This window comes from Actinoplanes sp. NPDC051537 (genome assembly GCF_055586105.1).
In genome coordinates, this window is sequence record NZ_JBVJIU010000040.1 from 1 (window position 1) to 11,365 (window position 11,365).

The 11,365-nt window shown below is 69.3% G+C and carries 19 protein-coding genes; 12 read left to right on the forward strand and 7 right to left on the reverse strand.

Annotation, left to right across the window (positions count from 1 at the left end):
* From ACZ6TB_RS48360 to ACZ6TB_RS48400, 9 genes are all read left to right on the forward strand, one after another.
* On the forward strand, positions 1–226 hold a 226-nt coding region (locus tag ACZ6TB_RS48360; protein ID WP_465568542.1), incomplete at its 5' end, for a hypothetical protein.
* A gap of 8 nt (positions 227–234) precedes the next feature.
* Complete coding sequence (locus ACZ6TB_RS48365; RefSeq protein WP_465568545.1) at positions 235–504, forward strand: hypothetical protein; 270 nt, start codon at positions 235–237, stop codon at positions 502–504.
* 67 nt (positions 505–571) lie between these two features.
* On the forward strand, positions 572–853 hold the full coding sequence (locus tag ACZ6TB_RS48370; protein WP_465568547.1) for a hypothetical protein: 282 nt from the start codon (positions 572–574) through the stop codon (positions 851–853).
* Between the two features lie 92 nt (positions 854–945).
* Entirely contained in the window at positions 946–1,140 is a 195-nt protein-coding gene (locus tag ACZ6TB_RS48375; RefSeq protein ID WP_465568550.1) for a hypothetical protein, read from the forward strand.
* Positions 1,133–1,420, forward strand: coding sequence for a hypothetical protein (locus ACZ6TB_RS48380; protein ID WP_465568552.1), 288 nt, complete (start codon positions 1,133–1,135; stop codon positions 1,418–1,420). Before ACZ6TB_RS48375 ends, ACZ6TB_RS48380 begins: the two co-directional genes overlap by 8 nt.
* Positions 1,417–2,307 carry a hypothetical protein gene (locus tag ACZ6TB_RS48385; RefSeq protein WP_465568555.1) on the forward strand — a complete coding sequence of 297 codons (891 nt, stop codon included), beginning with the start codon at positions 1,417–1,419 and terminating at the stop codon, positions 2,305–2,307. Before ACZ6TB_RS48380 ends, ACZ6TB_RS48385 begins: the two co-directional genes overlap by 4 nt.
* A gap of 33 nt (positions 2,308–2,340) precedes the next feature.
* Complete coding sequence (locus ACZ6TB_RS48390; RefSeq protein WP_465568558.1) at positions 2,341–2,655, forward strand: hypothetical protein; 315 nt, start codon at positions 2,341–2,343, stop codon at positions 2,653–2,655.
* 7 nt (positions 2,656–2,662) lie between these two features.
* Complete coding sequence (locus ACZ6TB_RS48395) at positions 2,663–2,896, forward strand: DUF7620 family protein (RefSeq protein ID WP_465568608.1); 234 nt, start codon at positions 2,663–2,665, stop codon at positions 2,894–2,896.
* Between the two features lies 1 nt (position 2,897).
* Positions 2,898–3,248 (forward strand): hypothetical protein, encoded by a 351-nt coding sequence (locus tag ACZ6TB_RS48400; protein WP_465568561.1) that lies wholly within the window; start codon positions 2,898–2,900, stop codon positions 3,246–3,248.
* Positions 3,249–3,425: 177 nt separating this feature from the next.
* Here the strand turns inward: ACZ6TB_RS48400 and ACZ6TB_RS48405 are convergent, their stop codons facing one another.
* Positions 3,426–3,665 carry a hypothetical protein gene (locus ACZ6TB_RS48405; protein ID WP_465568564.1) on the reverse strand — a complete coding sequence of 80 codons (240 nt, stop codon included), beginning with the start codon at positions 3,663–3,665 and terminating at the stop codon, positions 3,426–3,428.
* 445 nt (positions 3,666–4,110) lie between these two features.
* On the opposite strand from ACZ6TB_RS48405, the gene ACZ6TB_RS48410 reads away from it, so the two are divergent.
* Together ACZ6TB_RS48410 and ACZ6TB_RS48415 are read left to right on the forward strand one after the other, a co-directional pair.
* Positions 4,111–4,464 (forward strand): hypothetical protein, encoded by a 354-nt coding sequence (locus ACZ6TB_RS48410; RefSeq protein WP_465568567.1) that lies wholly within the window; start codon positions 4,111–4,113, stop codon positions 4,462–4,464.
* A gap of 212 nt (positions 4,465–4,676) precedes the next feature.
* Positions 4,677–5,210, forward strand: coding sequence for a hypothetical protein (locus ACZ6TB_RS48415; RefSeq protein ID WP_465568569.1), 534 nt, complete (start codon positions 4,677–4,679; stop codon positions 5,208–5,210).
* A 507-nt stretch (positions 5,211–5,717) separates the two neighbouring features.
* Here the strand turns inward: ACZ6TB_RS48415 and ACZ6TB_RS48420 are convergent.
* The gene (locus ACZ6TB_RS48420; protein WP_465568572.1) at positions 5,718–5,900 is read right to left on the reverse strand and encodes a hypothetical protein; all 183 of its coding nucleotides are present in this window, start codon (positions 5,898–5,900) and stop codon (positions 5,718–5,720) included.
* Complete coding sequence (locus ACZ6TB_RS48425; protein WP_465568575.1) at positions 5,897–6,616, reverse strand: hypothetical protein; 720 nt, start codon at positions 6,614–6,616, stop codon at positions 5,897–5,899. The genes ACZ6TB_RS48420 and ACZ6TB_RS48425 overlap by 4 nt, the downstream gene beginning before the upstream one ends.
* Positions 6,617–6,654: 38 nt before the next feature.
* Between ACZ6TB_RS48425 and ACZ6TB_RS48430 the strand changes: the two genes are divergently transcribed.
* A complete protein-coding gene (locus tag ACZ6TB_RS48430; protein WP_465568578.1) occupies positions 6,655–6,891 on the forward strand; it encodes a hypothetical protein in 237 nt (78 codons plus the stop codon).
* A 2-nt stretch (positions 6,892–6,893) separates the two neighbouring features.
* On the opposite strand, the gene ACZ6TB_RS48435 is transcribed toward ACZ6TB_RS48430, so the two are convergent.
* Genes ACZ6TB_RS48435 through ACZ6TB_RS48450 form a run of 4 tightly spaced genes read right to left on the reverse strand, consistent with a single transcriptional unit; the run spans position 6,894 to position 11,177 of the window.
* Entirely contained in the window at positions 6,894–9,284 is a 2,391-nt protein-coding gene (locus tag ACZ6TB_RS48435; protein WP_465568581.1) for a P-loop NTPase family protein, read from the reverse strand.
* A 36-nt stretch (positions 9,285–9,320) separates the two neighbouring features.
* Complete coding sequence (locus ACZ6TB_RS48440) at positions 9,321–10,517, reverse strand: hypothetical protein (RefSeq protein WP_465568583.1); 1,197 nt, start codon at positions 10,515–10,517, stop codon at positions 9,321–9,323.
* Between the two features lie 3 nt (positions 10,518–10,520).
* A complete protein-coding gene (locus tag ACZ6TB_RS48445; protein ID WP_465568586.1) occupies positions 10,521–10,919 on the reverse strand; it encodes a hypothetical protein in 399 nt (132 codons plus the stop codon).
* A gap of 6 nt (positions 10,920–10,925) precedes the next feature.
* Positions 10,926–11,177: a hypothetical protein gene (locus ACZ6TB_RS48450; RefSeq protein WP_465568588.1), complete on the reverse strand. Its 252-nt coding sequence runs from the start codon at positions 11,175–11,177 to the stop codon at positions 10,926–10,928.
* Positions 11,178–11,365: the final 188 nt, after the last annotated feature.

Here is an 11,365-nt window from a genome sequence, read left to right on the forward strand (position 1 = left end):
GAACGGCAGCATCGTGGCGCCGCGTGGCCGCAACATTCTGCCCGCCACGGCGACCGGCTCGAACGCGCGGACCGCGCAGGTGACGGCGATGCTGCAGGCGAACGGCTCCACCGACTATTTCGAACTGATGGGCCGGCAGGTGCAGTCGGCGGCCGGCTCCCTGTCGACGAACATTTCGACCGCGTTCGTGTGTGTTTTCGAATGCGAATACCTGCGGCCCCTGTAGGAGGACTCATGCCTGGCTGGATGGCGGACGGCGCCGGCCGGTGGGTGCGTGACGGCAACGACCGGCACCTGCTGCTGCGTTCGGACGCCGGGTTTGTGGAGCTGCACGGGACCACGGTGCACACCTACGACTCCCCCGGCGACCTCGACCCGAAGAATCCGCTCGGCGGCGCCGTCTGGTCGGGCACCTGGGAACGCCCCGACCTCGCCGACGTCGACCGGGACGTGTTGTGGCGGGGTATGGCCGCCGGCGATTGGACCAAGTCGCTGACTCTCTGACTTCCGCCACAGGGCGGGCTGGCCCGGCCCGGGCTTCAGGGCAACACCCTCAGGGGGAGAACGCCTCATGGCGAAGCATTACATCTATCCGGCCGCCGCCCTCGACACAACGGGTGACCGGCGGCTCGAGGTGCGCTGGCAGCGCGACCTGGGCGTGCAGGTCGCCACCACCCGCTGGGCTGGTGCCGGTACGCCGGACACCAGCCTCGAGTATCTGCCGGCCGAACTGCCGGCGGATGCGCTGCCCGCGTGGCCGGGCGAGTCGATCGACTTGGACCGGGCGGGCGTCAACCATCTGATCAAGCAGTTGCGGGCTGCCCGCGACCAGGCGTACGGCCGCGACGAGTAGTCGCCCATAGACAGGGCGTCCCGGTTTTCGGCCCTGCGAAGTCACGATCCACGGCTGCCGGGACGCCCACCCCAACCCGCGAGGAGGCGGCCATGAATCTTGAGGCAGATGATCTGCTCGCCCGGATCCGCCGCGACTTCCCGGTGGAATTCGAGCTCGCTCAGCTACGCCTGCTCGTGGAGATGCAGGCCGCCGAACTCGACCGGCTCACCACCGGCGGCCCGGCGCCGATGTTCACCTCCACCGCCCGCACCTACGGCAGCGAGCCGGAGGTGGGTCATGGCTGACGAGGAAACCACCACCGGCGTCTGCCACGGTGGACCTCTCGACGGGCGGCAGGTGACGGTCCGCTCAAGCGACGGCTTCCTCGCCGTCGATCGGGCTGCGGGCCGGGCGTGGATGTACAAGGCGCAGCCGGACGGCACCTTCGCGCCGTGCACCGACCACGACGACTCACTCGTCTACCCGCAGGGCGCCCGGACCGGGGAACGCGAGTTCGACGAAGGCCGCGCCTGGCAGGCCGGCGAACAGTCGGAGCTCGACATCATCGCGCTGGACCAGTCGTGACGACGCTGGTTTCGGCGCCGGTCCGTGCCGTCGCTGACGGCATGGTCCACAACTGCGGCTACAAGTCGGCGGTGCTCTCCGGGATCGTGCCCAATGCCGCGCATCTGAAGTCGGGCGGATACCACTGCTCGATCAACGACCTGAAGGCGTACGGCAACCAGAACGATTACTCGAACACCCGGCCCGACGACAAAGGCTTCAACCCGGCCTACGGTGCCGCCGTCGACGTCTCCATGTCGAAAGCCGATCTTGTCCTGGCCTACGGGCGGGCACACGCCGTCTGGGCTGACCACTCCGACCCACGACGCAAGTACTTCAACGCGGTCAACGTGTGGGACGGCACCGGCGACGCGACCCGGCTGAACTTCGACACCAACAAGGCCGGGTTCGCCGACGCCAGCCACAAGTTCCACGTTCATGCCGAACTGCACCGCCGGTATGTGCTCGACGCCAAGGCCGCCCGGGCGATGGTGTCCATGTTCAAGGGCGAGTCGAAAGCCGCGTGGATCGCCCGTGAGGAACCCGCCGCCCCGAAACCGCCCGCCGTGCAGGAGGACGACATGCCCACGATCAGCGAGATCTGGAAGACCGACGGCCTGGTCGGCACCCCGTCCAACGCCAGCGACGTGAGAACCAACCCGTCCCGGTCGCCCGGCGAGGCTCTCACCAACATCGAATACCACGTGCGGGCCGTCGAAGCCGCCGTCGCCGTGCAGGGCAAAGCGCTCACCTCTGCGATCGCCGCGCTGGCCGGCAAGGACCAGGTCGACGAGGCGGCGATCGTGTCGGGGGTGCTTGCCGGGCTCACCCCCGAGCAGGCGGGTGCGATCCCGGAGGCCACCGCCCAGCGGGTCGTCGAACTGCTGACGGCCCGCCTCGCGTCCTGACCCTGCTTCAAACGCACCACGGGGGCCGCCGCCATGATCCGCCTGTTCGCCGAAGCGGCGGCAACCACACCCGACTACGTCAGCACCATCCTGCAATGGGGACCACCCGGAGTGGTGATTGTTCTGCTCCTGACGGGTGTCGTGGTGACCCGCGGAAACCATGAGGACGTGAAGTCTGAACGGGACCGCTGGCGCACCGCCTACGAACGGGAATGCGCCGCCCACGACGAAACCCGGCAGGCGCTGGCCGAGTCGTCACGGGCAGCCGCGGCAGCGGTTGAGACAGCAAGGACCACCACGGGCCTGCTGTCACACCTCGGTCATCCGCAGGCCCGTCCAGGGAGCTGATGTGGGCATGTCGTGGAGGCGGAGATTGCGGGCACTGTGGCCGTTCGGCACACCCCACAGCCGGGCCGAGGCGGACGCCGCCGTGGAGGCTGCTGAACGTTCCCACCGCCGGGCCGTGGAAGACCGGCGGCGGGCGACAGCAACCCGGGCTGAGGCGGATGCGTGGGCGTTTCAGATCCGCAGCCACAACGCCGCGAACCGGTACGACGATTTCCTTCGACATGTGATGCGGGGCGACTGACGTGGCAGCACAGGCGGTCTACATGTACTCCGTTCTGGTCTTGCTGATCGTCGGGTTTGTGCCGGCGGTCGCGTTCGTGTCGCAGCACCGGCCGCGGCAGTGGCGGCGCCTGGCGGCGTGGGACGCTTCCGGCTGGGTGATCCTGGTGGCGCTCTGGTATTTCCGGTCGATTGTTTTGGTGGTGACCCGCTGGCCGGGTTCCCCGCCGCGTGGTGTCGGTGATGTGGTGTTCTCGGTCGGGATTTTGACGTTGCTGGATGTGCTGCTGATTGTGCGGGTGGTGTCGTACCGGTCGTTCGCGCAGCGTGATGCGGAGCGGGTGGCCGAGGGCCGCGACGACGCGATCACCTAAGGCGATAGCGGCCGACTACAGGCACATCAAATGGGTGCCCACCTCCCGTGGCCGGCCTGAGTGCCGAGGCGAGGAATTGAACCTCGCGGTCCTTGCGGGGTCAGCGCACGTCATCCGCTCGCGCGAACTGCGGAGAGTGGTGCGCAGCCTATGCACGCCCGTAGGTACCTGACGCCGTCAGCGCCCCACCAGGCCCGGCTCGTGGTGTTCCTGCATGTGACGATACAGGGCGTCCTTGGTGTTCTTACGGGTCGCTGCGCTGTAGTGCGGATAGCCCCGCGGGTTCATCACTTTGTCGCCGCAGGTCGGGCAGGTGGCGTACCAGACCCGCACGCCCTGAGACCAGGAACCACCACCCGCAGCGAAGACCGTCTCCATGCCGAGAAAGTTCCGACGGATCGGGTTGGTCTTGTGCATCAGGCCACGGTATCTGCCTCTCATCTTCCTCGGTCAGGAAGACCGGGGCCGAATTGAGGAAGACGCCGCCTGCGTAGTGGGCCGTTCGAGCTCGGTCCACGCTGCTATTCCCCCGCGCCGGCGCATCCACGATTCGACAGCTGTGCTGGCAGCCCGTTCGGAGTCGGCGATCCAGCATCCCACCCACCGGTGGCCGAGACGCTGGGCGATCCATCCGCACCCGCCGGTGACAGGCCCGATCCGGATGAGTGTGTGGTCGCCTTGGACCCACACCCGGGCCACCTCGAAGGTGATCTCAGCAGGGTCGACGCATCGCATGACTGCATTGTGCGAGACCGGTACGACATTCCCGGTTGTAAACCGGGCCGTGCTTTTCCAGTTCGATCTCCGCCAGTTCAAATCCTCCGCCCTTGCGGCGGCCACTTCCCCCTGCAAGGAGCACAAAATGAAGATCTTCGGTCGTGAACCGGCGCTGATAGCCGCCTTCTGCGCCGCCCTGATCAAACTGGGCGCCGCGTTCTGGATTGACCTGTCCGCCGACCAGCAGACCTACCTGAACGCGGTCGTTGCCGCGATCCTCGGCCTCGTCGTGGCGTTCGCCGTCGGCGACGGCATTCAGGCGGCGGTCCTCGGCTTCGCGCAGGCCGCCCTCGCCCTCGGCGTCGGCTTCGGCCTGCACTTGGATGCCACCGACCAGGCCACCATCATGTCGTTCGTGGCGGTCGCGGTCGGCATGTTCGTCCGCACGCAGGTCACCGCCCCGGTTCCACCGCAGGACCAGCCCGCCACGGCCGGCTGAAAGTCCCGCCCCTGATCGTGCCGGTGGGTCAACGTGTCCCCAGCATTCCACCCACCGGCGCCCATTTGAGCCGCCCCGTCACCGCCCGCCAGCGGTGACGGGGCGGCTTTCTGCCGTCCCCGGGTAACCCGCCCGAGCGACAACCGAAGCGCCCACCCGCGAAATAGGTCAAGGTGTCCGAGGCTCTTACATCAACCAACGGAGAACAGATCTTGAGCACGCACTTCGCGAAGACGTACGCCGCCGACAGCAAGCGCAAGGCCCGCCGCCGCGCCGCCACCATCGCCGGCGGTATCGCCGCGCTCCTCACCGCGGGCGGTGTCGCGTTCGCCGCGATGACGATCACCTCGAATGAGGCGAACGCGAACGTCGACGCCGGGCAGGCGCTGCCGCTGAAGCTGTCCGACGCGACCGCCAGCGGGAAGCTGTTCCCCGGCATGAGCGTCGACGTGTCGTTCACCGTCGAAAACCCGAACCCGTTCCCGGTGTCGTTGACCGGCCTGACCGCGGGCGCCGCGACGCCGCAGGTGGTGTGCGCGAGCCCGGCGGAGGTGTCGCTGCTGTCGAGTTCGCTGCTGGTGTCGGGCAGCGCCCTGAACCTGCCGAAGCCCGTCGACGTGGTAGCGGGCGGCAAGTCCACGGTGATCGTGAAGGACGCGGTGAAGCTGTCCGCGAAGGCGACCGGCGGGTGTTCGATCAGCGGCAAGTTCAAGGTGACCGGCCTGGGTGCCGGTCCGGGAAACTGACCGGGCTGCCGGGGACCGGCCCGGCAGTGTTCTGGCCGGGGCTGGCGGGAGTGTTGCTCGCGGCGGCGGGCGTGGTCCTGCTGTGGTGGTTTCGCCGGCGGCAGGAATGAAGACAGGGCCACCCTTCCCCCACGGCGCGGAAAGGGTGGCCCTGTCTGTGTTGGGTCCGTTCCAGAGGTCCCGCCATCGACGGTAGCCGCGGCCGGAGGTTCGCCGCCTCGGCCAGGCAGGCGACCCGGAACAGGGTCAGCTAACCGGCCTGCCCGAGCAGCCGGGTAATCGCCCGGACGTGCTCGGCCGCCTCACCGAGGTCCAGCTGCGCGGTCACGGTCGCCATGTGCGCGGCCTGGATCGCAAGCCACGTCGGCCCACCATCGCAGCACTCCAAGAACACGGAGACCTGACCGCGTCCACGGAACCGGGGCGCCCGACCCACGGTCAGCTTCTCCGACCGGTGGTACACGGGCAGCCGGCCGTGATCGGGGCGGGCGCACCAGGCTGGGCAGCTCACCGCGGGTCGTCCCGCGGTTTCGGAGAACGCGACTTGTCCAAAGCGGCCCGGTGCTCGGCCATGTGCGCTTCCACCATCAGCCGCCACGATTCGTCACCCTTCGGGCCTTCCGGGTCGGTCCAGCGGTGCGAGCCGTCCTCGTAATGCAGGTGCCGGTCGTGGGGGTTGAGGCTGCTCACCGCCACCTCCGCAACGCGCGTCTCGTTCGGGACCGCCAGCGTTTACCGGCCAGCGGGCAGCCCACCCACACCCACACGGTGACCGCGTAGCCGCCGGTCAGCGTCTGCCACCAGGTGTCGCCGTGCAGCTTCCCGTAATGCGCAAGCCCGACCAGGGCAGCGACCCACAGCAGCAGGCCGGTGAGGAACACGGCGAGCAGCTGCTTCTCCCACGCCTTCCACCGCCGCGGCTTGGTCCGCGCCGGGGCTGCCGTGCGACAACTGGTACGGACGACCGGACCAGTTTTGCACGGAACTCGGACCGCTCCCCCACGATCGTCCGGGTGCACCCAGCGCGGCACATCCACCCGCGCCGCGTCCCGCCGGCGCCGCTGCCGCATCGCCTCCGGCGGCGGAATCCGATGCCCGCCGTCGTTGTGGACGACGTTGTACAGCGGCTTCTCCAACCGGATCGCCGCCTCCTCCGCCGCGAGTACCGCACGCTTGTCGGCGAACACGCGCGGGTCCACTTCCCAGCCGACGATCGTGTCCGCCCACGGCTGGTCCATGATGTGCTCGAGCAGCCGCACCAGAGGCTGGCGGATCGTCTCCCCGACATAGCCCAGCACGACGCGTCGATCTTCGGCGGGCAGCCCCATTTCGTCGGGGTGGTATACCCGAAACCGGTACAGCCGGCAGTCCCGGACGTTCGCGTGCGGCGGCAGCGTCATCGTCACGACTGGACCGCCAGCGACCGATCCGTCACCATGAGCACATGAAGGTGACCGTCATCGACGTTGAACAGCCCGACCGCAAGGTCGACGGCCAGTACACGATCGACACCACCCTCGGCGTCCCCGCGGTCGGCGACGAACTGTTCCTGCGGGAACGCGACTACAACACCGACCGGTTCTACCTGACCGCCACCGTGCGGCGCCGCCGCTGGATCCTCAGCGACAACGCGCCCGGCGGCACCGAACTGCAGGTGTGGATCCAACGCCACGGTAAGTAGCCTCACGCCGGCACCTCAATCGGCAACTGGCCGGGTTGCGGTGCCCCCGGCACCGAGTAGAAGCCGTTCCGGATCCGGCCCAGCCGGTTCGCGGCGACCAGATCCGACAGGACCGTGCTGACCGTGGTCGCGGCGACCTTCCCGTCGAGCATCGCCACCACCTTCTTCTTGTCGGCCTCCCCGAACTCGGCGACCAGTTCCCGGCAGGCGGCCAGCACCTTGTCCCGGGCCGGTGTTGCCTGCGGCGCCCCCGTCGCAGGTTCCTTGTTCGGGTCGTAGTCGGCTGCAGCCTGCTCGATCAGGTTTATAGCCCGACCCCCGGGCAACAGGTCCTCGTTGCGGCGGCCCTGCGCCAGCAGCTTCTGGGCCCGTTCCTTCCGGTCACCCCACAACACCCCCGACTCCTGCTGCGCCGCCGGCGAGAAACGCCCCGGCGACACCGACGGGTCACCGTCCGGGTCGACCAGCCACGGCTCCAGCTTCTCGCCAGTGAAGTCGGCCCGGCCGTACACATCCCGGCCGTTGATGCCCTGCACGTACATCAGCCCGGCGGTGGTCTCCCCCGCCGCGCACGTGTTCTTGCCCCACACCAACGGCAGCAGCGTCGGATCCACCGGCACATCCCCGTCGACCGCGGACCGGCCGGCGACATCCGTCATCGCCCGGAAGATCAGCGTCTGGCCGGCCTTCAGCTGCTCCTTGATGTAGGTGGAGCCGCCCAGGTTGTACGCCGCCGGGATCTGCGTGATCAGCCGCATCTTGATGCCGCACTTACGGCCCTGCCCGACCAGCTTCTCCACCAGGGCGAGAATGTCCGGGTCCTCGATGTACGACTGGACCTCGTCCAAGGTGATGACCAGCAGCGGCATCAGCTTCGACGCCGACCACGTCTTGACGTTCCCGGCCGACAGTTCGTCGTTGCGCCGGTACATCTCCTTGACCGCTGCCAGCAGCATCAGCTTGATCTCGGTCAGGTCCCGGGCGAACCAGTCGACCTCACCCTTCAGCGCCCCGTACGACTGGCCGCCCTGCGGGTCACCGACCCAGTCCAGCACCAAACCGTTCGAGTGCAGGGACGCGAGCAGCAGCTGAGCGACGAGCTCCGACTTCCCGGACCCGGTGCAACCGGAGATCAGGTCGTGGGCGGCGCCGGTCTTCGTCCACCACTGGTAGCCGATCGGCTGTCCGTCGTCGAACCGGCCGATGATCGACCTGCCGTGTTTCCAGTCGGACGCGGCCGGGCCCACCCACATGCGGGTTTCGGCGAGCACATTGTCGGGCTGTACCCGCACCCAGCCGATCGAAAGATCCGATTCGTCGGCGGCGAACGACACGTCCGCGTAGGTGCATTTGTAGGCGGCGGCGATCCTGCCGGGCAGGGCGGGCCGCTGCTCCCGCATGTTGATGGAACCCTCGACCTTGGCAACCACTTTCGCCGACCAGTTCGGCAGCTGGGTGCGCGCGGAGGCGCCCACGTCGCAGGCCGGTAGTCGTTCGAAGTCGACCAGTTCGGTGCCGGCGAGGGGCCCGCCGACGCAACCGATCAGCGCCGCCCACGTGGTGATCGCCCGCAGCCGCACCGGATCCGGGGCCTGAACAGGGGTGACTGTCGCCGAGTTGTCCGGCACGTGCACGGTGACTGCGGGGCCGCGGGCCCGGCGCCGGTCAGCGTCCTGCCACCAGGTTCGCGACGTGAACGCCCACCGCAGCAGCCCGGCGGCGGCAACCACCGTGCCGGGCAGGTGAGTGATGTCGGTGCCGGCGAGTCCGGCCAGCCACAGCCCGGCCTCCCCCGCGTACCAGGCGTACCGGCGGGCCTCACCGCGCAGGGCGGCGATCCGACGGCCGCTCTTCTGCCCCTTCTCGATCCGGCCCCGCCGCAGAGCGCGGGCGGTGAGGGTGCGCTTGGCGATCACATAGGTGCCCGCCGCGAGCACCGGTGCGGCGACGCCGGTCTCGAGGGCACCAATCTGTCCGGCGTGCGCGGCCAGGTCGTACAGGCCGGCGGCGCCCGGTATCAGCCACGGGGCGGCGGACCGGCCGTGCAGGCGCAGCGTGTCCCGGACGACGGTCTCCAACGCCGACGGGCCGGTCTTCTCCGCCTCGAGCTGCTTGCCGTGCTGCGGGCAGAACGGCAGCGGCTGATCCGGCATCAGCCATTGTTTGACGGTGCAGCGTTCCTTCCCGCCGCCGTTGACCGTCTTGAAATGCGGGCACTGGTGCGACAGGTGCGCGGTGCGCCGGTCGTTCTCGTCGACCGGCACCGCGGTCGGGGAGCGCTGCGGGATGCCGTTGTCATCCAGGTAGATCTTCGCCATCTTCGCGGCGCCCGCGGGCGGTTTCGCGGCGGTGGCCTGCGCCGTCGGGCGCTGAGCAGTCGTCGGCGCTGCCATCGTCGCCTCCTCTCCAAAAGTGGGGGTTGGTGGTGGTTAGCTGTTGCGCTTGTCGAACTCGATGGCGACCCGGCCGAGCAGCGGGATCGTCTCGCCCTTGCACACGTTCGCCGACGCCTGCGCCGCGGCGATCGACTCGGCGGCCTGGGCGGTCGCGTCTACCACCGTGGATCGGGAGGCCATCTGCACGATGCCGAGGGTCTGCTCGCCGAGCGAGTGGATACGCCGGCGGGCGGCGGCCATCGCCGCCTCGTAGGTGTCGGTGGCGGTTTCGAGGGCGCGCTGGATGGAGCGGGCTTCGGCGGCGCCGGAGACGACACCGGTGACGGCGGTTCCTCCGGTGGCGACAGCGTTGTTCATGGCGGGTCCTTCCAGTTCGAGGGTTGCGGTGGCGGTGGGGTTGGTCTGCGGCTGGCCGACGGCGGCGGGGACATGCACCGGCGAGGGGGGTGCATGTCGCTCGCTGGGCCGGTTCTGCAGGGTTCGCTGTTCCTCGGCGCAGCGTGGGCAAGTGGCGGGGTCCTTGCTGCAGTTGCCGAACATTTCGTGCTTGTAGATCTGCGCCTCAGTACCGCTGATCCGGTGCTCCGGATTCCAGTCGTCGTCTTCCACGGGCGGCTCCTTACCGGCTGCTGGTCGGGGCATGTCGGGTGTGCCGGTCGTGGAAGGCACGAACACCGGTTTGCGCGGCGGTTCCGGCGGCTCGGCCGAAGGCGACGGCCCCGGCTGCGGTTGCGGCGGGTCGTCGTGCACGACGCCCTCCGGGGGTTCAGTCGGGTCGCCGGCGTCGTCGACGAACGGCTCGAACCCGGGCTCTGACCCGAACCCGGCCGCATCGGGCTGGTCGCTGCGGTCCCCGTTCCCGGTCACGTCGTGGCGGGCCTTCCACGCCTGGGCGCGGCGGCCGACCTCTGCGTCGAACGCGTTCCGCATCCGCTGGAACACCGACGGCCCCGACGTTGTGTCGGTGGTGCCGGCGGCAGCGCGCCGCCGGGCCCGGGCCTGGTCCTGGTCGAGCCAGAAGTCCCGCAACACGTTCCCCGCGTACTGCCGGAACGCGCCGCCGGTCGCCGGGTCGATCCCAGCGTTCTGGAGCCGGGCCCGGCGGGCCGCCATCGCCGGGGACTCCTCGCCGCGCAGACCCGCCGCGAACGCCTGCGCGGCCTCCCCGGCGAGTTCCGGGGCGTGCTTCACCATCCAGTAGGCGAGCACGCAGCAGACGAGGAGTTCCACAGCCTACTTACCCATCCGCGACAGCTGGCTGGTGACCTCGCTGCCGCCGTCGTGCACCAGCCGGCCCGCGTCGTCGAGGTTGGAGGCGCCGAGCACGATCGCGAAGCCGAGCGCGAACGCCGCCCAGAAAGCGGGCTTGTCGGCTTTCTTGTCGAGGATCCAGTCCACGAAGATGATGCCGACGCAGACGATCAGGGCGGCGACGCCTAGCCCGCCGAGCCAGTCGGCGGAGCGCATCCAGTCACCGACGAACGTGGCGAGGAACGCCAGGCCGGCGAGGAACGCCATGACGACGGCGACGTTCTTCGCGGACTTCTTGGACGACTTGTGGGTGCGGTGGGCGACGAACAGCAGCGCCCCTGCGATGGCGAGGAGCCCGAACCGGGCGCCGATTCCGAACATGGTCGATTACTTCCTTCCGAACAGGTATGCGCCGGTGAGGGCTGCGAGGGTGGAGTAGAGGCCGTAGCGGCGGAACGGGCGGGCGGCGCACCAGCGCAGCGGCCCGGTCATGAACGTGGGGGTGATCGCGAGGAGGGCGAACATGCCGAGCCGGTCGGTCCAGTTCGACACGTGCCAGACGCCGCGTAGCAGCGGGTTGCCGGCGGGGATGCGCTTGTTGTCGACGGCGGAGGCGGTCCACAGGGCGCGCAGGGTCATCGGTTCGGCGGTGAGCAGCCACCAGGAGGTGACCTCCTGCCGTAGCCGATCACCCCGGTTGATCTCACCGTCGGTGACCGGTACTGTCGCGGGGGGGGGGGGGGGGGGGGGGGGGGGGGGGGGGGGGGGGGGGGGGGGGGGGGGGTGGGGGTGTCGTTCGCCTCTTTTGTTTCCCTTCGGGGGGCTCC